Below are 24,335 nucleotides of genomic sequence, written 5' to 3' on the forward strand. Positions count from 1 at the left end.
GGACAAACGGTAATTGCCCGGCCACAGCTGGAAGCGCCACAAGCGGCGGCAACTCAGGCGGTGGCCCTGCTGTGCGCCTCCCGCTCAAATTCCTCGCGCAGGTACTGTCCGGTGTAACTGACCTCTGCTTCGGACACCTGCTCGGGGGTGCCCTCGGCGATGATCTCCCCTCCCTCGTGACCGCCTTCCGGGCCGAGATCGACGATCCAGTCCGCCGCCTTGATCAGATCGAGGTTGTGCTCGATCACGATCACGGTGTTGCCCTTCTCCACCAGCTGCTGGACCACGTCCACCAGCATACGCACGTCCTGGAAGTGCAGGCCGGTTGTGGGCTCGTCCATGATATACAACGTATCGCCGGTGCCTACCTTGGCCAGCTCACGGGCCAGCTTGATGCGCTGCGCCTCGCCCCCGGATAGGGTAGTCGACGACTGTCCCAGCCGCAGGTAACCCAGTCCCACGTCACACAGGGTCTGCAGGATGCGGTTGATGGCGGGCACCGAGTCAAAGAAATCCAGCGCCTCGGCGGCCGACATGTCCAGCACGTCGGCAATGTTTTTGCCCTTGTAGTAGATCTCCAGGGTCTCGCGGTTGTAGCGGCGGCCGTTGCAGGTTTCGCAGGTTACGTAGACGTCGGGCAGGAAATTCATCTCGATTTTGCGCATGCCGTCGCCGTTGCACGCCTCGCAGCGTCCTCCCTTCACGTTGAAGGAGAAGCGGCCCTGGTCGTAGCCCCGGATCTTCGACTCGGGCAACTCGGCGAAGAGGGAGCGGATGTGGTCGAACACCTTGGTATAGGTGCCCGGGTTGGAGCGCGGGGTGCGACCTATGGGACTCTGGTCTACCGAAATCACCTTGTCCAGGTTGTCCAGTCCCTCCACGGTGTCGTAGGGCAGCGGCACCGACTTTGAATTGTAAAAGTAACCGCTGAGAATGGGCTCCAGGGTCTGGTTGATGACGGAGCTCTTGCCGCTGCCACTCACCCCGGTTACGCAGATGAAGGTGCCCAGGGGCAGTGACAGGTCCATGGACTTCAGGTTGTGTCCCCTGGCCCCGCACAACTCCACGGTCATGCCGTTGCCCTCACGTCGGGAGTCGGGCCAGGGAATGCGCTCGCGGTCGGTCAGGAACTTTCGTGTCATCGAATCGGGGTCCAGCTCGCCGGGCGCCCCCTCGGTCACCACCTCGCCCCCGTGCTCGCCGGCGCCGGGCCCCATGTCAAGCACGTAGTCGGCGTGCTCGATGGTCTCGCGGTCATGTTCCACCACAATCACGCTGTTGCCCAGATCGCGGAGAGTTTCCAGGGAGCGGATGAGCTTGATGTTGTCGCGCTGGTGCAGCCCGATACTGGGCTCGTCCAGGATGTAGAGCACTCCTACCAGCTGCGTGCCGATCTGGGTGGCCAGCCGGATGCGCTGCGCCTCACCCCCGCTGAGGGTCTGCGCCTCGCGGTCCAGCGTAAGATAATCGAGTCCCACATTCAGAAGAAAATCCACCCGGTCGCGCACCTCCTTGAGCACCTGGCTGCCGATCTTCTGCTGGCGTTCGGTGAGCTCCATGCTGTTGACCGCGCCGCGGAGGCTGCGGATGTCCAACTGCACCAACTCGTCGATGGTATACCCGTCGATGCGGTAGGAGAGCGCCTCACGGTTGAGTCGGCCGCCCCCGCAGGACTCGCAGGTGACCCGTGCCATGAAGGCCTTGGCCTTGTCGCGCTGCTTGGAGGACGAGCTCTCCTCGTACTGGTCGCGGATAATCTGCCGCAGCCCCTTGAATTCGTGCTTGTAGGTGACGTTGTCGTCACGGAAGTCGTAGCTTACGTCGTACTTCTTCTCTCCTCCCCCCTCGAAGAGCACCTCCAGAGCCTTCTCGGAAAAATTCTTTATCGGGGTTTCAAAATCGAGGTCGAAGGTATCAAGCACCGCCCTGAGCTGCTTGAAGGCAAAGATGTCGCGCGGCTCACCCAGGAAGCGGAGGGCCCCCTCGGCGATGCTCTGCTCGCGGTTGGGGATTACAAGGTCGGGGTCCACGTCGTTCATGTAACCCAGTCCGTCACACATCGGACAGGCCCCGTAGGGGGAGTTGAAGGAGAAGATATTGGGGGCAGGGTCCTCGTAGGCCAGCCCGCTCTCCGGGTCGAATAAGTTCTGTGAGAAAAGGTGGTCGGTATACTCGCCCTCGGAGGGGTCGCCCTCCGGTACGCAGACGATTACGTTGCCGTCGGCCATCTCCAGGGCCAGGCGCACGCTTTCGGCGATGCGCTTCTCACTCTTGGGGTTGATCACGAAGCGGTCGACCACCACCTCGATATCATGGGTCTTGTAGCGGTCGGCCTTCATGTCCTCTTCCAGGTCCATGAACTCCCCGTCCACGCGCACCTTGATGAAACCCTGCTTCATAGTCTGCTCGAAGAGCTCGCGGTAGTGGCCCTTGCGGCCCCGCACCACCGGGGCCAGGCAATAGGCTTTGGTGCCCTCGGGCAGGTCCATAATGGAGGCCACCACCTGGTCGGCGGTCTGTTTGGCCATTTTATTGCCCGTCTTCCAGGAGTAGGGCACGCCGATCCGTGCATAGAGCAGGCGCAGAAAGTCGTAGATCTCGGTGACGGTGCCCACGGTAGAGCGCGGGTTACGGTTGGTGGTCTTCTGATCGATGGAAATAACCGGTGAGAGGCCGTCGATAAAATCGACGTCGGGCCGCTCCATCATGCCCAGGAACTGCCGGGCGTAGGCGGAGAGAGACTCCAGGAAGCGCCGCTGCCCCTCGGCGTAGATGGTGTCGAAGGCGAGTGAGGATTTGCCCGATCCCGAAATGCCGGTGACCACCACCAGCTTCTCCCGGGGAATGTCCACGTCAATGTTTTTGAGATTGTGCTCACGCGCGCCGCGAATGACAATATGTTCCCGCAAATCGAAAGATGTTTTTAGGATGAACGACAAACTGTTAAAGGTAAGCATTTATAGAGACTTTTGTAGCCTGCCGAGGGAGATTTTCTTCCCTCCTCTCCCGTGAATTTACGCCGGGGCGAGTACCTTCGGCAGGCATGTCAGCAAGTCCGCCAGCCAGCGCGGCAGGTCGTTCGCGTGTTGGCAGAGACCCCGTTTTTATGGTATCTTTGTCGCTTGCAGTTATGATTCAATCGACCTTCCCCATGTTTAATGAGAAAAGCGTGTCTCCCGAAATCGCCAACCCGAAGGACTGGACGCCTGTTTCGTGGAAGGATTTCCCGGTCAAACAGCTTCCTGACTATCCCGACCGGGAAGAAATCGAGCAGGTCTACGAGGAGCTGCGCAGCTACCCGCCCCTGATCACCTCCTGGGAGGTGGAGGCTCTCAAGAAAAAACTGGCTGACGTGGCCGCCGGCAACGGTTTCCTACTGCAGGGGGGCGACTGCGCCGAGAGTTTCGCCGACTGCAAGGCACCCAAAATCGTAAATCTGCTGAAGGTGCTGCTGCAAATGAGCTTTATTCTCATCCACGAGATGGGCACGCCGGTGGTGCGCGTGGGCCGCATCGCGGGACAGTACGCCAAGCCCCGCTCCAGCGACTTTGAGGAGGTGGACGGCAAAAAGATTCCCAGCTACCGCGGCGACCTCATCAACCGCATCGCACCCTCCGCAGAGGCGCGCCGGCCCGATCCCCGACGCCTGCTGGAGGGCTACAACAAGGCGGCCCTCACGCTTAACTTTCTGCGGGGGCTCTCCGACGAGGGCTTCGCCGACCTCCACCATCCCGAGTACTGGGAGCTCGATTTCATGAAGCAGAACCGCTATTACAAGGAATACGAGGCGATGGTCAACTCCATCCAGAAGGCGGTGAACTTCATGGAAACCATCACGCCCAATGAGTTCAGCACCCTGCAGAAAATCAACGTCTATACTTCGCACGAGGGTCTCCATCTCTGGTACGACGCCGCGCAGACCCGTCGGGTGCCCCGTCGCGAAGGCTGGTACAACCTGAGCTCCCACCTGGTCTGGCTGGGCAACCGCACCCGTGATATTGACGGGGCCCATGTGGAGTACCTGCGCGGCATCCGCAACCCCATCGGCATCAAGATGGGACCGGATTTCGACATGGAGGAAACCCTGGCGCTCATCGAGAAACTGAACCCCGTGCACGAGGCAGGCAAGATCGTGCTGATCACCCGCTTCGGAGAAGAGAAGGTGGGCGACCGTCTGCCCGAACTCATCGGCGCCCTCAAGAAGGAGGGCATGCCCGTGGTCTGGAGCTGTGATCCCATGCACGGCAACACCTTTGCCACCGACGACAACATCAAGACGCGGAACTTCGACGACATCCTCAGCGAGATTCAGCAGACCTTCGCCATCCACCGCGAGCAGGGCAGCTACCTGGGCGGGGTGCACCTGGAACTGACGGGCGACAACGTCACCGAGTGCGTAGGAGGTGCTGAAGGCCTCCACGAAGGCGAACTGCACCGCAACTACGAGAGCTACTGCGACCCGCGCCTCAACTACCAGCAGAGCCTCGAGATGGCCTTTCTCATCGCCAAGGAGTGGAACCAGAGTTACGAGTAATCCCGACGGCGCTGTAACCCTGCCTATACCGCCTGCAACTTTTTCAGTCCGGCTGACGCTTTGACCATCGGCCGGTGACAAAAGGTACCGCCTTTCTCCCCTCCCCTGAAAAAAGCGCAGTCACCTCTTGGCTGAATGACAGTAATACCCCCGCTGCGTCCGGCTGGCACGGGTGTTGCACCTCACAGAGGCGAGACTCGAAACATTCGAACCATCCAACATGTACAAAAAACCACAGGAGGTAACACCATGACACTTATACGATATAATCGACCCTCTTCCGACGTGATGTCCCGGAACTTTTCCGACCTGATGGACGAGTTTTTCAACGACGTCGTCCAAAATCGCCGCAGCTCCTTTACGCCCGGCATCGACATCTCCGAGACCCAGGAGCAGTTCCTGATCTCGGCCGAACTGCCCGGCATGAGCAAGAACGACATCAACATCAGCCTGGAAAACGGCCGCCTCTCCATCAGCGGCGAACGCAAGTTCGAACGCGAGGAGGACGGCAAAACCTACCACCGGGTGGAAACCCGCTACGGATCCTTCAACCGTTCTTTCCAGCTGCCCGACAACGTAGACGAGGAGAGCATCAACGCCTCCTACTCCGACGGGCTGCTGAACATCAGCATCGACAAGCAGGAAGACAAGGTCAAAAAACAGATCGAAATCAACTGACCATCCCTGCGTCCGGAGGTTATCCCGCCCCGGGCGCCCTATGACCACAGCCGGGGCGGCAGTGATATGCCGCCCACGGTCTTCTTTTGTCCCCTTCGGCCTTCCGCGCGTACAATATTTTTAGGCCGCCCGCTGTTTTAGCATACAACGAAAAGCGCATACGGAGTTAACCTGTAGACATATTCAACAGAGAATACCATGATGCATACTCTTAAGAAGTCGCACATTTTTACCGCCCTGCTGGCCGTCTTGCTGGTGGGCTTCTACACTTTTGAATTCTCTTCCGGCGAGGCTTCCCTGATACAGATGCCGGACTTTGTTTCCAACACCGACATCTCCCCGGCCAGCCAGAAGCCGGTGGGCACCCTGGCCGATTTCAACGACGCCATCGTGGATGTGGCCACCAAGACCCGCCAGGCCGTGGTTTCCATCGAGGTCACCCAGACGGTAGAACGTCCCCAGACGCCCATGTCCCGCTTCTTTGACATCCCTGAGAATTATCAGCGGCAGGGACTCGGATCGGGTGTGATTGTCTCGCAGGACGGCTACATCCTGACGAACAACCACGTGGTGGCCGGAGCCAGCTCACTGAAAGTGCACATGCAGGACGGCAGCGTGCACGAAGGTGAAATCATCGGGCGCGACCCGCGCACCGATATCGCGGTGGTTAAGATCGATGCGCAAAACCTTACGGCCCTCGCCTTCGGCGACAGCGAACAGGCCCGCGTCGGCGAGATGGTGCTGGCCATCGGGAGTCCCCTGAACCAGAACCTGGCGCAGTCGGTCTCCATGGGCATCATCTCCGCCAAGGAACGTTCCATCGGCATACTGCGGGAGACCGGCGGCTATGAGAACTTCATCCAGACCGACGCCGCCATCAACCCGGGCAATTCCGGGGGCGCGCTGGTCAATATGGACGGCGAGCTCATAGGCGTGAATTCCGCCATCGCCTCAGCCTCGGGCGGAGGCAATGACGGCATCGGATTCGCCGTACCCTCCAACCTGGCCAGGTATATTATGGAATCGCTCATCGAACACGGTGAAGTACGCCGCGGATACCTGGGCATCCAGCAGGGAGGCCAGGTGGACGCCACCATGGCCCGTGCGCTGGGACTCGAGCGCGCCCAGGGCGTGATCGTGGGCTCGGTCGAAGAGGGAACGCCCGCCGAAGAAGCCGGCCTCCAGGAAGGCGATGTAGTCATCTCTCTTAACGATAACCCGGTGCGCGACTGGATGAGTTTCCGTTCGGCCATCGGCACCTCCCAGCCCGGCGACACTGTCATCCTGATCGTCAACCGCGACGGCGAGGAAATGGAGGTGGAGGTAACCCTCGGCGAGCTGCCTGATGAGCTGCAGGCTGAAAACATGCGCGACCAGCAACAGCAGCCCAACTCCCAGCAGCAGATGCAGCAGGAACTGGGCTTCGGCGTGGACCAGCTGACGGCGCGCATCGCCCAGCAGCTCAACCTGCCCCAGGGTACCGAAGGCGTGCTGGTCTCCGCAGTGCGCCAGAACGGACAAGCCGCCCAGCAGGGCCTGCAGCGAGGCGACGTGATCACACGCGTCAACAGCCAGGCCGTTACCAGTACTTCCGAGCTGCAGGAGGTCTTCCGCTCCCTGCAGGACGAGGGTACGGGATACGCACGCCTGCGCGTACTGCGACCCGTACAGGGAGGCAGCCCCACCGTGCAGTTCATCGCACTGGAACTCTGAGACATTCATAGAAGGACAGGTTACAGAGGATCTGGCCCGAACGGTTCACAGCCTGAAGGCTGATTCCCGGCCCCTCCGGCCTCCTCCGCCCTTAACGGCGTGAGGCGGGCGGAGGGGCTTTTATTTGCGACAGGGTGGCGAGCAAAGCTTGTCAAATCGTACCATTCCGCTACGTGGCACCTTATTTGCTTATATTGCATATGCTTTGCAACATAGTGCACCAGAAGCACGTGGCAACCTGAGGATATGGAGTACAAAAACTATTACGACATACTGGGCGTAGGCAGAAACGCCTCGCAGGACGAGATCAAGAAAGCGTACCGCAAGAAGGCGGCCAAGTACCACCCCGACAAGAATCCCGACGATCCCTCCGCCGAGGACCGGTTCAAGGAGGTGGGCGAGGCCTACGAAGTGCTGAAAGATCCCGAAAAGCGCAAACTCTATGACCGCGTAGGCAAGGACTGGAAGAAGTACCAGCGGGCCGGCGGATCATCCGACGGCTTCGACTGGTCGCAGTATGCCGGCCGCGGCGGCCGGGGCGGAGCCGGTGGCTACGGCGGTGGGCAGCAGTCCTATCGCGTGAACTTTGACGTGGACGACCTGTTCGGCGGCAGAGGAGGCCGCCAGGGCGCAGGAGGAGGTGGATTTTCCAGCTTCTTCGAGACTCTTTTCGGAGGAGCCGGCTCTTTTGGCGGGGCCCAGCAGCAGGCGCAGCGCGGACCCGGAGCAGGCGCACAGGCCAGGCGCCAGACCGATACCGGAAAAGACATCAACGTGGAGGTGACCATCCCGCTGAAGCAGGCCTCACAGGGCACCACCCGCACGGTACGCGTGGGAGACGAAAAGATGAAGATCAAAATTCCCGCCGGCATCGCTGACGGCAAGCGTCTGAAGCTCAAGGGGAAGGGCGGCAACACCCGCGCCGGCGGACCGCGGGGCGACCTCTTCCTGAAGGTGAACGTCGACATGCCGGAGGAGTACCAGCGCAAGGGCGACGATCTCTATCTGGACCATCCCGTCGACCTCTACACGGCGGTGCTCGGGGGCAAGACCGACGTCTCCACGCTGGACGGCAACGTGCGGCTGAGCATTCCAGCGGGCACTTCCAGCGGCAGGCTGTTCCGGATGAAGGACATGGGCATGCCCAACTTCAACAGACCCTCAAAAAAAGGCGACCTCTTTGTGCGGGTGCAAATCCGGACGCCGGAGGATCTCAGCGAGGAGGAAAAGAAACTTTTCCAACAGCTCTCCGACCTGCAGGAGCAGTAGCTCATTCTCCCCCTTCCCTCCTTTTCATAGGCCGGGGCCTGAAGTTCACCCAAAGCGAGCAGGCGACGGCCGCCGCGAAGAGGGCAACCGTCCAGAAATCGACCAGGCCTGGATCAGGCGACCAGCCGGTAAGCTCTTCCGCCAGGAAGGCGGTGTAGCTGTGGGGCAGTTCGGCATCTCCCAGCCGTCGACGCACCTGCCAGTGCCAGTCTGTGCACAGGCAATAGCCCCATCCGTAGTACCAGCCCATCCCAAGCCAGGAAAACATGGTGATGCCCACGCTCCAAAGGTGCAGCCTGCGGGTCCTCTTCCAGACCCATCCGGCCAGGTTGAAGAGGATGAGACCGGTATGAAAGAGTATCAAAAAAAGGTCGAGTGCGACATACATGGGCTTGAATCCTTTGCCTCCGGTGAGGCTGCGCCCGCCCGGCGGCTGTTATGATTTTGTTAAGCCCTTACGAACTCCCTGAAAAATGCAGATATTTAGGCTTCGCACCAAGGCACCCCAAAACGAAGGACCATGAAAGCCACCCCGCTGCTGCTAGCCGCCGCTATCCTGCTGCTGCCCGCCAACGAGGCCCCCTGGGGCCAGACCGGACACCGCGTCGTAGGCGAAGTCGCCGCCGACCACCTCGACCGCCCCGCCCGCAGGGCCGTGAACCGGGTGCTGGGGGACACCTCCCTGGCCATCGCCAGCACCTGGATGGACGAAATCAAGTCCGATTCGGCCTACAACCACACCCACGACTGGCACTGGGTGACCATCCCGGAGGGCATGACCTACGCGCAGACCGAAAAGAATCCCAACGGCGACCTGGTCGGCACCCTCGAGCGTCTCATTACCGAGCTTAAAGGGGGCGGGCTGAGCGTCCGGCAGGAATCTGAGCATCTTAAAATGCTCATTCATTTGATGGGCGATCTCCACCAACCCCTGCATGTGGGCACCGGCGAGGACCAGGGCGGCAACCAGGTGAAGGTGGAGTGGTTCTACGAGCCTACCAACCTGCATCGGGTGTGGGACACCCACATGATCGACGATTCCAAGCTGAGCTACACCGAGCTCACCCGCGCCGTAAACCATCCCTCACGGCAGGAGATTCGCAGCTGGCAGGAAGGCACGGTGCGTGACTGGGCCCATGAAGCCATGGAACTGCGGGGGGAGGTGTACGACCTGCCGGCTGACAGCAGCCTGGGCTACCGCTACGACTACGAGAACTGGGACCTCCTGCAGCGGCAGCTCCTCAAGGCCGGGGTACGCCTGGCCGGGGTGCTGAACGAAATCTACGGTTAGGTCCCATTAGCCGCCGGCCACCTCGCGCAGCGCCTCCTCATGCACTGCCAGGGCTTCCTCGCCCCACAGCACAAAGCGGACCATGCGCACCGACTCCAGTCCGGGCATCTCATCCAGTACGGTGCGCAGCGCCACACGGGCCGCCGCTTTCATGGGATAGCCGAAAGCGCCGGTGGAGATGGCCGGGAAGGCCACGCTCCTGATGCCGTGGTCTTCAGCCTGGCTGAGGGCGTTGCGGTAGCAGTCGGCCAGCAGCTTATCGGATGGTTCGTCCCGCCCGTAGACCGGTCCCAGGCAGTGGATCACGTAGTCGTTGGACAACTTGTGAGCTCCGGAAATCACCGCCTGCCCAGGATTGATGGGCGCCATGGAACGCGTCTCCTCCGCAAGACCCGGGCCGGCCGCGCGGTGGATGGCCCCGGCCACGCCTCCACCGATGCGGAGCTGCGCGTTGGCGGCATTGACCACCGCCTCCATATCGCCCTGGGAGGCGATGTCGCCCCGCCTCAGTTGCATCGTTACACCCTTCAGCTCGATCTCTGTCATAACAGCCTCCGTTCGGTCTTTTTATGACATGGTAAAGCCCAGAGCCGGCCGGGTCAAATCGAATCGTCATAGGGGATTCCTCCTCATCTGTCAAATAGGCATACCTTGCAGGTCGGTACAGTATTCGCATTTATCTTAAGCGAAACGATCAAACAGCGTATTTCAACACAGACGGACGACCTATGAATCTGAACAAACTTACTCTCAAGGCCCAGGAGGCCGTACAGAGCGCGCTGGAGATTGCCTCGGGCAACAATCACCAGGCGGTGGATCCCGCCCACATCCTCCTCGCCCTGCTCTCCGACAGCGAGAACGTGGTCAACACTATCCTCAACAAGATCGGCGTGCGCATTCCGCAGCTCCGCAAGGAGCTGGAGCAGCGCATCGACAAGCTGCCGGTGGTCAAGGGCGCCTCGGTCAGCGGACAGTACCTGTCCAACGATTCCAAGGAGCTCTTCGACGCCGCCCAGAAACAGGCCGACGAGATGGGCGACGAATACATCAGCTCCGAGCATATACTGATCGGCATCGTGGAGACCAAGGGCGAGACAGGCAGCCTCCTCAAGCAGCACGGCGCCGGCAAGAAGGCCATCATGAAGGTGCTGGAGGACGTCCGCGGTTCCCAGAAAGTGGACGATCCCAACGCCGAGAGCCGCTACAACGCCCTTGAAAAATACGCGCGGGACCTGAATGAGCAGGCCGAAAAGAACAAGCTGGACCCGGTAATCGGGCGCGACCACGAGATCCGGCGCGTCATGCAGATCCTGACCCGCCGCAAGAAAAACAACCCGGTGCTCATCGGCGAGCCCGGCGTGGGCAAGACCGCCATCGCCGAGGGACTCGCCCTGCGCATCGTGCGCGGCGACGTGCCCGAAAGCCTCAAGACCAAGCGCATCGTGGCCCTGGACATGGGCGCGCTGATGGCCGGCACAAAGTTCCGCGGTGAGTTCGAGGAGCGCCTGAAGGCGGTGGTCAACGAGGTGACCGAATCGGACGGGGAGATTATCCTCTTCATCGACGAAATTCACACCCTGGTCGGCGCCGGCGCCTCCGAGGGCTCCATGGACGCCGCCAACATCCTGAAACCCTCACTGGCCCGCGGTGAGCTGCACGCCATCGGCGCCACCACCCTGACCGAGTACCGCAAGTACATCGAAAAGGACAAGGCCCTGGAACGGCGCCTGCAGACCATCATGATCAAGGAGCCGTCGGTAGAGGACACCGTTTCCATCCTCCGTGGACTGCAGGAGCGATACGAGCTGCATCACGGGGTGCGCATCACCGACGCCGCCATCGTGGCTGCCGCTGAGCTCTCCCACCGCTACATTACCGAACGCTTCCTGCCCGACAAGGCCATCGACCTGATCGACGAGGCCGCCTCCCGGCTGCGCCTGGAGATCGACTCCATGCCGGAGGAACTGGACAGTATCGAGCGGCAGATCCGCCAGCTGGAGATCGAGCGTGAGGCCCTTAAGAGGGAGCAGGACCAATCCAAGATTCAGAGCATAGAGAAAGAGCTGGCCAATCTGGAGGAGACGCGCAACTCCATGCGCAACCAGTGGGACACCGAACGGGAGCTGATCAAGAAGACCCGCGACCTGAAGAAGGCCATCGAGACCGCACGCAACCAGGCAGACAAGGCCGAGCGGGAGGGAGACTATGAGAAGACCGCCGAGCTGCGCTACGGCACCATCAAACAGCTGGAGTCCGACCTGGAGGAGGCCAACGAGAACCTGGACGAGATTCAGGAGGGGCGCGCCATGCTGAGCGAGGAGGTGGAGGCCGAGGAGATCGCGGATATCGTTTCGCGGTGGACCGGCATCCCGGTGCGCAAGATGATGCAGAGCGAGCGCGATAAGCTGATCCACCTGGAGGACGAGCTCCACAAGCGCGTGGTGGGACAGCATCCCGCCATCGAGGCGGTTTCCAACGCCGTGCGCCGCTCACGCGCCGGCCTGCAGGACGAGCAGCGGCCCATCGGCTCCTTTTTCTTCCTGGGCTCCACCGGCGTGGGCAAGACCGAGCTGGCCCGCTCGCTGGCCGATTTCCTGTTCAACGACGAGGACGCCATGGTGCGCATCGACATGAGTGAATACATGGAGCGCCACAGCGTCAGCCGACTGGTCGGGGCCCCTCCCGGCTACGTGGGCTACGACGAGGGAGGCCAGCTCACCGAGGCGGTGCGCCGCCACCCCTACTCGGTGATCCTGCTCGACGAGATCGAAAAGGCCCACGCCGACGTGTTCAACATCCTGCTGCAGGTGCTCGACGAGGGACGCCTGACCGACAACAAGGGCGTGACGGTGGACTTCACCAACACCATCATCATCATGACCAGCAACATAGGCTCCCACCTGATCTCCGAGAAGATCGAGGAGACCGGCGGCACGTTCACCGACAAGGTTTACAACGAGCTGCAGAACCAGCTCATGGAGCAGCTCAAGAAGAGCATCCGCCCGGAATTCCTGAACCGCGTGGACGACATCATCGTCTTCCACCCGCTCAACGAAGAGCACATACGCGAGATCGTGGACATCCAGCTGAAGCGTGTGCACAAGATGCTGGAGCGGCGCAAGGTAAAGCTGAACGTCTCCGACCCGGTAAAAGACTGGCTGGCCGAGCGCGGCTACGACCCGGTCTACGGCGCGCGCCCGCTTAAGCGGCTGCTCCAGACGGAGATCGTCAACCGCCTGGCCTCCCAGCTCATCATGCGCGAGGAGGACGAACCGGTGGAGTACGAGGCCACCCTGGGCAAGAACCGCGAGAAGATCGAGTTCGCGGAGGTATACCAGGATGCCGACGCCTGGGCGGAGTAAGGTTACCGTATGGCCGTTCTTCGGTTTGTGGTAATTGGAAACCCGTCCTGCCAACCAGAAAGCTTTATTACCAATTACCTAAGACCTCAGAACGGCCATACGGATAACCATAAATAAGACAGTAATGGCATTTCCTGGCTGAGGCGGATGAGGGTGCTTCTCAGGCCTTGGAGGTTTTGGGAGGGACTTGAAAACCGGAAGGAGCTGGGTCCAAAAGCTCACCAGCCTGGGAAGCACCCTCACCCGCCTCCATATGGCTACCCCAGAAGTGCTTCGGGGTTCAGCCCCTGCAGATCCTCGGCGACGAATTTGCGGCCCTCGCGGACCTTCTCCCCGTCCAGGTAGACATCCGCCCCGATGCAGACGAGGTCCCAGTGAATGTTGCTCTCGTTGCCGTTGGGAGCAATCTCGTAATCGTTGCCCAGGGTCAGGTGGTTGGAGCCGTAGATCTTCTCGTCGAACAGGATATCACGCATGGGCGACTCGATGACCGGGTTGAGCCCGAAGCTGAACTCCCCGAAGCGGCGGGCGCCGTCGTCGGTGTCCAGGATCTCCTCGAGCTGCTGGTTGTTGGAGGAGTCGAAATCGATGACCACCCCGTCACGCACCTCCAGCTTCACATAGTCGAAGGGCTTGCCCTGGTAGACCGAAGGGGCGTAGGTGATGTGACCGTTGACCGAATGGAGCAGGGGCGCCGAGAAGAGCTCCCCGTCGGGGATGTTGCGCTTGCCGAAGCAGGGTATCCAGTTCTGCCCCTCCACCGAAAATTCGATGTCGGTCCCCTCTCCTTCCAGGCGGATTGTCTCGGTGGCGTGCAGGCGTTCCTCCAGTGGCTTCATGGCCTCAGCCAGCTCGCGGTAGTCAAGCAGGCATGCCTTGTAGTAGAAATCGCGGAAATCCCGGGTGGGCATACGTGCGTTCATGGCGAAGGATTCCGAGGGATAGCGCAGCACCACCCAGCTGGTGTTGTTGACCCGCTCCTCGAAATGCACCGGCTGCAGAAAGTGGTCGGAGTAGGCCTTGTTGGCCTCCTTGCTGACCTGCGAGGTTTCGTAGATGTTGAGGGAGGCGCGTACGCCCACGAAGGCGTCCATCTTCTTCATCAGGGGAAGCTGGTCCGCCCCGGCCTGATTTTCCCAGAAGTCGGCATCGCCCTTTTCCATAAGGGTGCGCTGCACTTCCGTGTCGTTGATCTGCACGAAGGGATGGGCCTTCATATCGCGGGCCGTCTCCGCCAGGGCGCGGATCAGTCCAATGCCGTTGAGACCGGCCAATTGCAGCATGACGTTCTGCCCCTCCTTGAGCTCGCAGCTGAAGGAGAGGATTTTTTCGGCGAGTTTTTTGTCTCTAACTTCGTAAGTCATAAAAGTCTTTAAAGTCTGAAAGTCTAATAAGTCGAAAAATCTTGAAGTCGAGGAGTCTGGAAGTCCATTGCCCGACTTTCAGACTTCGGACTTTCTGACTTGTTGGACTTATTAGACTTTAATAGTCGTAATTCCATTTGAGGTCGATGCCCTGCCGGGAATCGTTGCCCTGCGAAATAATGAGTTTCAGGTTCTCTCGCAACAGGTATTCCAACAAAAAGCTGGTATCGGGCGTTGCGTCGGTGATCACGTTCTGGATGGCGAAGAAGACCCTGGAGTTGAGGTACCAGCCGGTAGTCACGGCGGTGCCGCTCTCCCCGCCCACACGCGTGTTGTCGATCCGCACAACGTCAATCCCCAGGCGCTGCGTGGCGAGGGTCTCCACCCGGTCCAGCAGCACGTCCAGGGCCACGTCAGCCGCAGAGGCGTTGGAGCCGGTGCCGGCCACCACCTGCTTCCACGAGTCGAGGGCGTAGAAGGGCTGCCCGAAGAGGGTGTAGCTTATGATGTTCTCCAGTTCCATGGACGGGGTGCTCTCGTATTTGAACTGCGGGTCCTCCACCGTGCCCTCAATGACGTACCAGATGCGGATGTCCTGGCGCGTCTGGGGCGGCACATAGAGGGAGCGAACTCGCATCTCCGGATTGTAGGGATCGCCGGAGAAGGTGAGCATGCCCTCCTCCAGGCTGAACCGTTTGCCCAGGGGACGGGCATAGCCGCCCACCGAGTTGAGCGTGCCGAAAATCTGCATGGGAGACCCGGGATCCTTCAGCAGGTCCACCTCGCCCTGCAGTTCCAGCTCCATGTCGAGGTAGCGCCGGTTGCGGACGAAAAAGCGCCGGTTGAAGCGCACATCCATATCCAATCCCAGCGAGTCGTAGAGGGCCACGGAGTAGTCGACCATATCCACGGAGTCGAGCTGCACGGACTCCACCGATCGCTCTCCGAAGTTGTCCATCGTTATAAATCCATTGAGCAAATCCAGGGTGCCGCTCAGACGGGGACTGCCAGGCGTGCCGCGGGCGTGAGCGTCGAGATTGACGCTGGCGTTGTAGCGCGCGGTGTTGGCCGCCCGGAAATTACGGGCGGTAATGGAAACATCCATTTCGCCCGGGCGGAGCTGGTCCAGGTTCATGGCGCCGCTGGCTGTGAGAGTCCCATTGCCGCTGCGCGCGCTGAACCGTCTGAGCACCACGCTGTCCCGCTCGAAATCGAGGGTGGAACCGACGCGGTCCACCTGGATGCCGGCGTCCACCAGCCGGAAGCGCCCGTTCCGCAGGTTAAGCTGTCCCCTGGCCTGCAGGTCCTCCACCCTGCCGCTCACATGCAAGCATGCCGTTCAACTCGCCCCCGATTTCACGCACCGTCCGGCGGTCTACGAAATCGTTGAGCGCGGCCATGTTGAAATTGTTGGTTACCACATCCACCTCGACACTGTCCCGGGGCTGCGGGAAATGGGCGGTGAATGCGCGAAAGTCTACGTAGAATGGCGCACGCGCGGTGATCTCGGCCGCCGTCTGTCCCAGTGAACTCACCGAAGCGTCAAGGGTCACCCGCGAGAGGCGGTGGCTGTAGTCCAGGCGGGCCTGCACCGAATCCACCGCAACGCCGGACAGCACCGCACGGTTGAGCACGGCGTCCGCCTGAATGTCCGGATCACCCGCCGTACCCGTGAGCGTGCCGCGGAAGTTGAATATGCCGCTGGTGCCAGTGATACCCGCCTCCGCCAGCAGCTTCTCGCACCAGTCGAGGTCCACCGAATCCACTTCCAGATAGCCCTCTACCTTCTGCTGGAAGAAGCGGTCGGAAAGTGTGGCGGGGTCCTGCAGGTTAAAGGGCGCATGCAGTTCGCCGTGGACCAGCTCATGTCCCCCGTTTCGCATGCTGATATTTCCGTCAAAGCGTTCTCCTGCGATATCAAAATCCATCTCCAGGGTATCCAGGCCGGTGTCGTGGTAGGAGAAACGGGTGAGCAGCAGGTTCCCGGCGCCCTGCATGGCCGTATCGCTTCGGCTGACCTGCAGCTCGCCTGAAAGGGTGGCTTCGAACAGCGTCTCGCCCAGCAGGGTGTTCTGGATAACGGTGGTGTTGAGCTCCCTTCCCCGCAACCAAACCTCCTGCCGCAGGGAGTCGGCGTAGGGTACGGCCAGCTCCACAAAGGCCCTGTCGTCTTCGGAGACCAGGCGCATGGTGTCCATGCGCACCGCCCCGGCATGGTAGCGCAGCTGGAAGGGCCGGTCGAGGCGGAGGGTGCGAACCGAGCTGCTCAGCTCATAATCAGTGGTCAACAGGGCCAGGCTGTCCCTGGCCGCCTCGTACTCCCCCTCGTGCACAATCGTACCGTCGGTGGTGCTGCTGAACCGCAGCCGGAAGCTCCCCGAGGCGCGGGCGCTGTCCACCCTGCCGCGGCTCTGCATCTGAAGGTCCTGCAGCAGCACGGAGGCAATTTCCGGTGAGGTGAGCTGCAGGTCGGCCTCGTAGCTGGGCTCCCTGCCCAGACTCAAATCGACGTTGCCTATGGCACTTTCGGCGGTGAAGGTGCTGTCGTAATTCACCTGCCGAAGGTCCACCGACCCGTTGAAGGCCAGCTCGCGGGTCGACACCGGGTGGAGCCGTCCGCTGAGCGTGCCTGTGGCGTAGAGCGAGCTTGCCCCTGCAAGAGTCGCCAGGGATCGGATGTCGATCAGCTCCAGCTCCATGTTCAGCTCGTTGGCCTGGTCATAGGGCCGCGCCAGGTGGAGACGCCCGTCCAGCATCCCCTTGACCATGGTGCTGGCGAGGATTCCCTCGCGCACTACCGCCACGGTGTCCGCCACCTGCACCGAGGCGGTAAAACGGCGCAGCAGCTCCCCGTTCACGACGGAGGAGTCGATCTCCACCTCAGACTGCATCGCAAGGGATTCCAGGGTGGTGCCCGACCCCTCACCGCGCACCGTCATATTCAGGTTGGTGGGGAAATCGCCCAGCTCCGGGAAGGCGGACAGATCGAGTCCATCTGTCTTCAGCTCGTAGCGGAATCGCGGAACGCTGGACAGGCCGGCCAGGCTGCCCCGCAGGTCCACCGCGTTGGAAGCCGAGCGGAGACGGCCGTTTACCTGCACCGAATCGAGCGTAAAGGCGCCCTTCAGACCGCCCTCCAGGGGAGGGACAGTCCCGCCCGGCAGGACGAGACCGGACAGCTGGAGCTCGTAGTTCCAGGGGATGCCTTCGGGAGTCCATCCCCTGCCCTGCGTGCGCAGGTCCAGGGAGGTACGGCCACCCCATGAGGGATCTCCCAGCCAGTAACCCGGATCGGCGCCCCGCAGGCGGGCACTGAGCCGGTGCGTGATGGAGGGCGACCAGATCTCGTCCAACTGCAGCTGCACGTCGGCCGACTGGACGCCCATGCGTGTCGAAAGATCGGCCCGGGCGGAGGCACCCTCCAGGCGGAAGGTGCCGCCCAGGGTGTCGGCCGTGTGGGAGGTCCCCGGGATACGGGTGGATCCCAAGCCCAGGCTGCCCTGAAGCTCTCCCTCCCGGTGGCGCTGCAGGGGAAGACGGCCTTCGGCCTGCAGGCGCAGATTGCGCAGGGTTGGCAGGGTGGCGTCGCCCGCCAGCGCGGCCAGATCGGCGTGGACGGCCTGCAGATGCACCCGCTCCAGCACCGGCTCCTCCCTCCATGAAATACGCCCCTCCAGCTCCAGTCCCCTGAAATCCCGGGAGGAGGCCGACATTCGGAGCGTAAACTGCGATATGGTGCCCGACAGGCTGAGTTCGGCGTCCAGGGAGGGATCTGCCGCCAGGGGCAGGTCTGCCGCCCGCCGCAGGTCGGCCAGCGCCAGGGGACTGGCCCGGAAAGTGAGATCGGCGGAGCTGTCGGGTAGTCCCACGCGGCCGCTGCTGTGCACAAGACTGCGTCCGGTGGCCAGCACCAGCCGCTCCAGGGTGACACGCCCGTCGGAGACCCCTGCCGCCGCCTCCACCCGGAGCTCCTCGTCCGGCATGGCGCCCTGCACCTCAAAGGACAGTTCGCGAAGGTCAACCCGCCAGGAGCCGCCGCCGTAGCGGAAGGCGCTGTGCAGGCTGAGGTCCGCCATCGTCAGGGAGGAATCGGAGAGGCCGCCGACGCCACGAATCTCCACCCTCCCCTCCTCCAAACGGATCTCCTCCAGGTTAATCCCGTAGCCGCTCCCCGAGGTGTCGGCCGGCCCTGTTTCGCGCAGCAGCCCGGAGGTGTTCCAGCGCCCCCCCTCTTCCTCCCTCAGCAGATGCAGGCGGGGGGCGGTCAGGCGCAGTTCACGGACATGAAATTCCGCACCCAGGAGCGAGAGCAGGTCGTAGCGCAGCACCAGGGAGTCGGCCTCAAAGAGGGGGACCTTCTGCCCGGACTCCAGGTGCAGATCGGCCAGGCGCATCTCCTTCCACAGATCGCCCTGCATGGAGCCCGCACGGAAGTCGCCGTGGATGCGGTCGTTGACCTGCCGCACCAGCTCGGCCCGCACCCAGCCGCGAACCAGGTCGGTACGCAGGGAGAGGCGTGCGGCGGCAGCCAGCAGGCCGAGGGCAAAGAGCGCCAGCAGCGCCCGCCTCCCCCAACGGAGCAGCCGGGAGGGTCGACCGGGTCCGGCCTGTTGTGCATTGCTATGTGTTTTTCGATCGCTCACGGTTCAGAATGCCTGTCCTATGCTGAAATGAATGCCTATACGGTCCCAGGCGCTGCCGTAGTCCACCCCGCGGTAGCGGTTCAGGTCCTCATCGGTGGGATTGAGCTTATAGCCTATATCCACGCGAAGAGGACCGAGGGGCGACCGGTAGCGAAGTCCCCCGCCCACACCTAACTGCAGGGGACGCGAATCCAGCCGCCGCAGGGTATTCCATACCTGTCCCCCGTCCAGAAAGGCCGCGACACCCAGGTTGCGGATGAGTGCGTCGAGATCCTGGCGAATCTCGATGTTGAAACCCATCATGGCGCCTCCCCCGGTGGGAATATAGCGCAGAAAACCGGTGCTGTCGGTACGTGCACGCTTGGGACCCAGCTGCTGGCGGTTCCAGCCGCGCACGGAGTTGGTGCCTCCCTGGAAGAAACGGATGTTATTGGGCAGGGAGTCGGCGGCCAGGTCGCGCAGCGCCCCCACCTGTACGCGCGTGGCCAGCATGGTGCTGGAAGTGAGGCGGGTGAAGCGCCGCAGGTCAAAGGAGATCTTCTGGAAATTATAGGTGGCCAGCCCGAAGGGTCCCGACACCTCGGCATAGGGCTGGAAAAACCACCCCTCCTGATCGCGTCCGAGGCTCTCGTTGTAGTAGGCCGAGACCTGGAACGTGGAGAGGTCGTATTCCTGGGTGGAGTCCGGCAGGCTGGCGTCGAACTGCTTGGTCAGTTCCAGGTTGCGGGTAAACTGATAGGTGGCCGAACCGGTGGTGTGCTGGTTGTAGCGATAGAGAAAGGTATTGGTGAGGCCGGCGCGAAAGAGCTCGAAACCCGACTCCAGCAGGTGCTGTGCGAAGGGGGAGATGACAATGCTGCTCTTGGTGTTGTAGACGTAGGGAAAGAGGTAGTCCAGCCCCAGGGTCTGCTCGAGAAAGGAGGCGCGCGCGGAGGCTGTAAAACGGTGGCCCTCACCGAAAGCGTTGCGGTGAATCCAGCTGAGCTGTCCCCGCAGTTTCTCCTCGTTGCCGAAGCCTGCGGAGACCTCCACCGTTCGCAGGGGATTCTCGCGCAGGCGCACCAGCAGCTCCAGGGTGGAGTCCTGCGGCTGCTCGGGCAGGCTGATGGTGGCGAATCGGAACAGGTGGTGATTGAACAACTCCTGCTGGGCATCCTGCAGCCCCGTAAGGCTGTAGGCCTCACCCTCCTCCAGGCCGGCCTCTCTCGTCACAAAGGCGTCGGATACCGTCTCGTTGCCCTCCACACGCAGGTCGGAATAGTAGGTGCGCGGGCCGGGTTGGAAGCGCAGGATCACGTCGGCGGTCAGCCGCGCCGAATCGATGCGCGCCTCCACGCTCACCTGCGAGAAGGCGTAGCCCATGTTCTTGACCAGATCGTTGAAGCGTCCTATGACCTCCGGCTCGCGAATACTCTCGTAGCGCATGCCCGGCCGGTAGGCGTGGCGCTGCACCGCCTCGCGGAATGTTCTCGATTCCCGTATCGCAAAGGTATCATTCCCGCCGCTGGCAAAATGGTAATCCACCTCGCGGATGGTCACCGGTACTTGCTCGTCCACCGTAAAGACCACCCGCTTCTTCCACTCGGGTCCCAGCGTCTCCACCCGGTGGTTCACCCGCACGTTGATAAAGCCACGGCGCCGGTAGTAGTTGCGCAACCGGATCACGTCCCTGCGCACGTCCAGCTCGACCAGGGGATGTCCCCCGCGGTTCCAGAAACGAAGCTTTTCCCAGAGATTGGGCGTCACGGTGGCGAGCTGGTTCTTGAGGACCAGATCGCTGTAGATCTCGTTGCCCTCAATGGCCAGGCTCCACACCTGCTCCCGGTCGGGCTGCGCCCGTGCATCGGAGGGGAGCGCGGCGCATGCGGCCAGTACCAGGCAGATCGTCATAAGCGGGGCGATATGCTGCCGGGAATAGGTCAGACCGTCGGTGGAGTCGGGTTCACTGGATGCGCGTTAAGATTTGTTCGGGTCCCTAAGAATACAAAATATCCCTCTCGAAACATACGCCCGGGTCTCGTCAGGCCGCCCGTCATTTGCTATATTCATACGAAACCGAAGGTTTAAGAAACCAAAGTATATGCTGATGCGCCACCTCGCAACCGTTTCATGCGTCCTTCGCACGCCGATCCCGGCCTTTCTGCCGCTGTTGGTCCTTCTGCTGATCACCGGATGCGGCACTTCGGAGGAGTTCACCGGTTTCTCCTACGATCCGGAGGGCGTCACCGAGACCGAAACCCGTGACGTGCGTCCCATGCACCGCCGCACCATAGGTATCGCCTCCGAAGACCTCTGGGTGGGCAGCGAGTTCGAGGGGGCGCGCATGAGTGACTTCTACAAGGCGGGCGACTCCCTCTACCGGGTGGTGATCCGTCCCGAGAACGCCCCCATCAACAACAGTCCCTGGTACGCCTTCCGCATCTGGAGTTCCGAGAAACGCGAGCTGCGCCTGCAGCTCAGCTACGAGGACGGCGAGCACCGCTATCTCCCCGAGCTGAGCCGTGACGGAGAGCGTTGGCGTCGCATCGAGGCCTCCCGCTACGAGACCGACACGGCGGAGGGGACCGCCACCCTCCGCCTGGAGGTGGGTCCGCGTCCCCTCTGGGTCAGCGCCCAGGAGCTGGACACCTACGGGCGCTACGCCTCCTGGGCCGATTCGCTCACCGGCACAGCCGCGGTGACGCGCGACACCGTGGGCCGCTCACACCTTGGAAAGCCCGTGGAGAAGCTGACCCTGGACGAGGTGTCCGGGGAGGCTGGCAAACCCGCGGGCGTGCTGGTGATCACCGCACGGCAGCATCCCCCGGAGGTGACCGGCAGCATGGCCTTCCGCGCCTTTTTCGAGGAGCTGGCCGGCCACAGCGAGCTGGCCAGGCGTTTCCGGGCGCGCTTCGCCGTCTGGGCCTACCCCTTCCTGAATCCCGACGGGACGGACCGGGGACACTGGCGGAACAACGCGGGCGGGGTGGATCTAAACCGCGACTGGCGTCCCTTCAATCAGCCCGAAACGCAGGCCGTGCGCGACGACTTGCTGCCGCTTGCCGAGCGCCGGGACCTGCGCGTGTACTACGGCATCGATTTCCACTCCACCGACGAGAACATTTTCTACCCCATCGAGCGCCAGGTGGAGACCTTCCCCGACGACTTGACCTACCGTTGGACCGACGCCGTCACTTCCTCCTTTCCGGAGATCGATTTTGTGATCGACCCCTTCGACACCTCCTCCCCCATCATGAAAAACTGGATCTGGCGTACGTTCGGGGCCGACGCGGTCACCTACGAGGTGAACGACAACGCCGACCGCGGGGAGCTGCGCAGGGTGGCGCGCACCTCCGCCCGCCTCCTCATGGAGCAGCTCCTGGAAGCGTGGGAGTCCAGGGGTTCATAAGGGCTTTATATTCCCTGTATATCCTTATCTTTGGATATGGGACACAACCACGCACATCATCACCGGCACGGCAGCGACCAGACCGAGGGGCGCCTCTGGATCTCCATCGGCCTGAACGCCCTCATCACCCTCGCCGAGTTTGTCGGGGGCATTCTCTCGGGCAGTCTCGCCCTGCTGTCGGACGCCCTGCACAACCTCAGCGACACCGCCTCGCTGGCCATCAGCCTGGTGGCGCGCAAAATTTCCGGGCGGGAGGCCAACCGACGGAAGACCTTCGGCTACCGGCGCGCAGAGATCATCGGAGCCTTCATCAACCTGGTCACCCTGGTACTCATCGCCCTTTTCCTGATCAAGGAGGGCGTGGAACGCTTCTACAATCCCCAGCCCATCGACGGCATGGTGATGTTCGTGGTGGCCATCGTGGGGCTGCTGGGCAACGTGATCACCGCCCTCCTCCTCTATCGCAGCTCCAAAGAGAATCTCAACATCCGAAGTGCCTACATCCACATTCTCTCCGACGCCCTCTCCTCGGTGGGCGTGATCGTAGCGGGCTGGCTCATCCTGCGCTACGGATGGTATATTGTGGATACCTTTCTCACCCTGGTGATTGCCGGCTACATCCTCCTTCAGAGTTACCATATGCTGCGCCAGACCATCGACATTCTGATGGAAGGCACCCCCGCCGAAATTGACTTGCAGGAGCTTACGGCCGGCATGCAGCGGGTGAAAGACGTGCAGGAGGTACACCACATGCACGTGTGGCGGCTGGACGAGCAGAATATTCTGCTGGAGAGCCATGTGGTGATTGACGAGGAGGACCTGCCGCGCATGGAGGTGATCAAATCGCGGCTGAAAGAGTTGCTCGCCACGGAGTACGACATCCGTCACTCCACCCTTGAATTCGAGTTTGAACCCTGCGGGGAGCCGGGTCAACGCCCCTGCAACGAGCTGGAAACCGCACCCGCCAACCACACCGTTTCATGAGTCTTTTACATCTACTGCCTTCCGACGCGCGCCGCCTGCTCCCCTTCCTGGTCCTGCTGTTCGCCGGAGGTGTGCTCTCCTCCTGTGACGCACCGCCGGTGATCCACGACCTTGAGGGACAGTCCTACGGGCTGGTGGACCAGGACAGCAGCGGAGTCTCCTTCCCGGGCGACTTTTCCGGGCAGATTGTGGTGTTGGGCTACATCTACACGCACTGCCCCGACGTCTGTCCCGTCATCACCGCCAACATGAGCAACATCCGCCGGCAGCTGGAAGACACCACCGGGGTGCACTTTGTGGGCATCAGCTTCGACCCGGAGCGCGACACTCCCTCCGCCCTCGCACGGTACATGGACTCCTTTGAGCTGGACCCCGCCCATTTCACCTTCGTGACAGGCGATACCGCAACGGTGGATTCCCTGCTTTCCGCCATGAAAATTTTGGCCCGCAAAAGCTATCCCGACAGCACGCGGACCGGCAGCTACCTGATGCAGCACACCAATCGCATCGCGGTGATGGACCGGCGGGGACGCGTGCGCTTCGAATATCCCGGCAGCGTGGTACCCCCCCAAAACGTCATCGAAGACATCAATAAACTGCGCTGACCGACGCCATGAACACCCTGCGCACCATGCTGTCGCTCATCTTGCTTGCGGTCCTGCCGGCCGCCTGCGGCTCGCCCGACAGGGGTGAAACCGGAGAGGGCACAAGCAGAGAACTGCCCGAAGGACAGATCAGCGTCACCGGGGCCTGGGCGCGTCCTGCCGCACAGGGCATGACGGGCGGGGCCTACCTCACGCTGCACAACCGCACGGCCGCAGACGACACCCTCACCGGCGCCTCTGCCTCTGCCGCTTCCCGGGCCGACCTGCACCGCTCCGTCAACAACGGGAGCCTCAGTGGAATGCGACCCGCCGGACCCCTTGCGATTCCGGCCGGCGACAGCCTCCCGCTGGCACCCGGCGGCTACCATCTGATGTTTATGCGCATGGAGCGCAGCACGGAGCCGGGAGACACCCTTGGGCTGGAACTTCACTTCGCGAGCGGCGACACCCTCCTGGTGCGCCTGCCCGTAAAGCTGAGCGGGGACTCCTGAGCGGCCAGCCTCC

17 protein-coding genes are annotated in these 24,335 nt (G+C 62.0%); 10 read left to right on the forward strand and 7 right to left on the reverse strand.

What is annotated here, in order from left to right; translation table 11 throughout:
- Positions 1–53: 53 nt before the first annotated feature.
- Entirely contained in the window at positions 54–2,909 is a 2,856-nt protein-coding gene (uvrA, locus tag U5K31_10945; GenBank protein ID MDZ7773235.1) for an excinuclease ABC subunit UvrA, read from the reverse strand.
- Between the two features lie 242 nt (positions 2,910–3,151).
- Here uvrA and U5K31_10950 point away from each other — a divergent pair, with 242 nt between their 5' ends.
- The 4 genes from U5K31_10950 to U5K31_10965 all read left to right on the forward strand — a co-directional run bounded on the left by U5K31_10950 (position 3,152) and on the right by U5K31_10965 (position 8,194).
- Positions 3,152–4,534 carry a 3-deoxy-7-phosphoheptulonate synthase class II gene (locus tag U5K31_10950; protein ID MDZ7773236.1) on the forward strand — a complete coding sequence of 461 codons (1,383 nt, stop codon included), beginning with the start codon at positions 3,152–3,154 and terminating at the stop codon, positions 4,532–4,534.
- 249 nt (positions 4,535–4,783) lie between these two features.
- Positions 4,784–5,212 (forward strand): Hsp20/alpha crystallin family protein, encoded by a 429-nt coding sequence (locus tag U5K31_10955; protein MDZ7773237.1) that lies wholly within the window; start codon positions 4,784–4,786, stop codon positions 5,210–5,212.
- Between the two features lie 198 nt (positions 5,213–5,410).
- Entirely contained in the window at positions 5,411–6,925 is a 1,515-nt protein-coding gene (locus U5K31_10960; GenBank protein ID MDZ7773238.1) for a Do family serine endopeptidase, read from the forward strand.
- A 246-nt stretch (positions 6,926–7,171) separates the two neighbouring features.
- The gene (locus U5K31_10965) at positions 7,172–8,194 is read left to right on the forward strand and encodes a J domain-containing protein (GenBank protein ID MDZ7773239.1); all 1,023 of its coding nucleotides are present in this window, start codon (positions 7,172–7,174) and stop codon (positions 8,192–8,194) included.
- 1 nt (position 8,195) lies between these two features.
- On the opposite strand, the gene U5K31_10970 is transcribed toward U5K31_10965, so the two are convergent.
- Positions 8,196–8,582, reverse strand: coding sequence for a DUF2784 domain-containing protein (locus tag U5K31_10970; protein MDZ7773240.1), 387 nt, complete (start codon positions 8,580–8,582; stop codon positions 8,196–8,198).
- A gap of 132 nt (positions 8,583–8,714) precedes the next feature.
- Here U5K31_10970 and U5K31_10975 point away from each other — a divergent pair, with 132 nt between their 5' ends.
- Positions 8,715–9,485: a S1/P1 nuclease gene (locus U5K31_10975; GenBank protein MDZ7773241.1), complete on the forward strand. Its 771-nt coding sequence runs from the start codon at positions 8,715–8,717 to the stop codon at positions 9,483–9,485.
- A gap of 6 nt (positions 9,486–9,491) precedes the next feature.
- Here the strand turns inward: U5K31_10975 and U5K31_10980 are convergent, their stop codons facing one another.
- Entirely contained in the window at positions 9,492–10,031 is a 540-nt protein-coding gene (locus U5K31_10980; GenBank protein ID MDZ7773242.1) for a macro domain-containing protein, read from the reverse strand.
- 182 nt (positions 10,032–10,213) lie between these two features.
- Here U5K31_10980 and clpB point away from each other — a divergent pair, with 182 nt between their 5' ends.
- On the forward strand, positions 10,214–12,847 hold the full coding sequence (clpB, locus tag U5K31_10985; GenBank protein MDZ7773243.1) for an ATP-dependent chaperone ClpB: 2,634 nt from the start codon (positions 10,214–10,216) through the stop codon (positions 12,845–12,847).
- A 257-nt stretch (positions 12,848–13,104) separates the two neighbouring features.
- On the opposite strand, the gene U5K31_10990 is transcribed toward clpB, so the two are convergent.
- The 4 genes from U5K31_10990 to U5K31_11005 all read right to left on the reverse strand — a co-directional run bounded on the left by U5K31_10990 (position 13,105) and on the right by U5K31_11005 (position 20,744).
- Complete coding sequence (locus tag U5K31_10990) at positions 13,105–14,211, reverse strand: aminopeptidase (protein MDZ7773244.1); 1,107 nt, start codon at positions 14,209–14,211, stop codon at positions 13,105–13,107.
- 118 nt (positions 14,212–14,329) lie between these two features.
- Entirely contained in the window at positions 14,330–15,535 is a 1,206-nt protein-coding gene (locus U5K31_10995) for a translocation/assembly module TamB domain-containing protein (protein ID MDZ7773245.1), read from the reverse strand.
- Positions 15,492–18,854, reverse strand: coding sequence for a hypothetical protein (locus tag U5K31_11000; protein MDZ7773246.1), 3,363 nt, complete (start codon positions 18,852–18,854; stop codon positions 15,492–15,494). The genes U5K31_10995 and U5K31_11000 overlap by 44 nt, the downstream gene beginning before the upstream one ends.
- Positions 18,855–18,857: 3 nt before the next feature.
- On the reverse strand, positions 18,858–20,744 hold the full coding sequence (locus U5K31_11005; protein MDZ7773247.1) for a BamA/TamA family outer membrane protein: 1,887 nt from the start codon (positions 20,742–20,744) through the stop codon (positions 18,858–18,860).
- Between the two features lie 196 nt (positions 20,745–20,940).
- On the opposite strand from U5K31_11005, the gene U5K31_11010 reads away from it, so the two are divergent.
- Genes U5K31_11010 through U5K31_11025 form a run of 4 tightly spaced genes read left to right on the forward strand, consistent with a single transcriptional unit; the run spans position 20,941 to position 24,322 of the window.
- Positions 20,941–22,242, forward strand: coding sequence for a M14 family metallopeptidase (locus U5K31_11010; GenBank protein MDZ7773248.1), 1,302 nt, complete (start codon positions 20,941–20,943; stop codon positions 22,240–22,242).
- Positions 22,243–22,278: 36 nt separating this feature from the next.
- Positions 22,279–23,226: a cation diffusion facilitator family transporter gene (locus U5K31_11015; GenBank protein MDZ7773249.1), complete on the forward strand. Its 948-nt coding sequence runs from the start codon at positions 22,279–22,281 to the stop codon at positions 23,224–23,226.
- On the forward strand, positions 23,223–23,831 hold the full coding sequence (locus tag U5K31_11020) for an SCO family protein (protein MDZ7773250.1): 609 nt from the start codon (positions 23,223–23,225) through the stop codon (positions 23,829–23,831). Before U5K31_11015 ends, U5K31_11020 begins: the two co-directional genes overlap by 4 nt.
- Positions 23,832–23,839: 8 nt before the next feature.
- Positions 23,840–24,322, forward strand: a complete 483-nt coding sequence (locus U5K31_11025) for a copper chaperone PCu(A)C (protein ID MDZ7773251.1) — start codon at positions 23,840–23,842, stop codon at positions 24,320–24,322.
- Positions 24,323–24,335: the final 13 nt, after the last annotated feature.

This window comes from Balneolaceae bacterium (genome assembly GCA_034521445.1).
Classification (GTDB): Bacteria; Bacteroidota; Rhodothermia; order Balneolales; family Balneolaceae; genus JAXHMM01.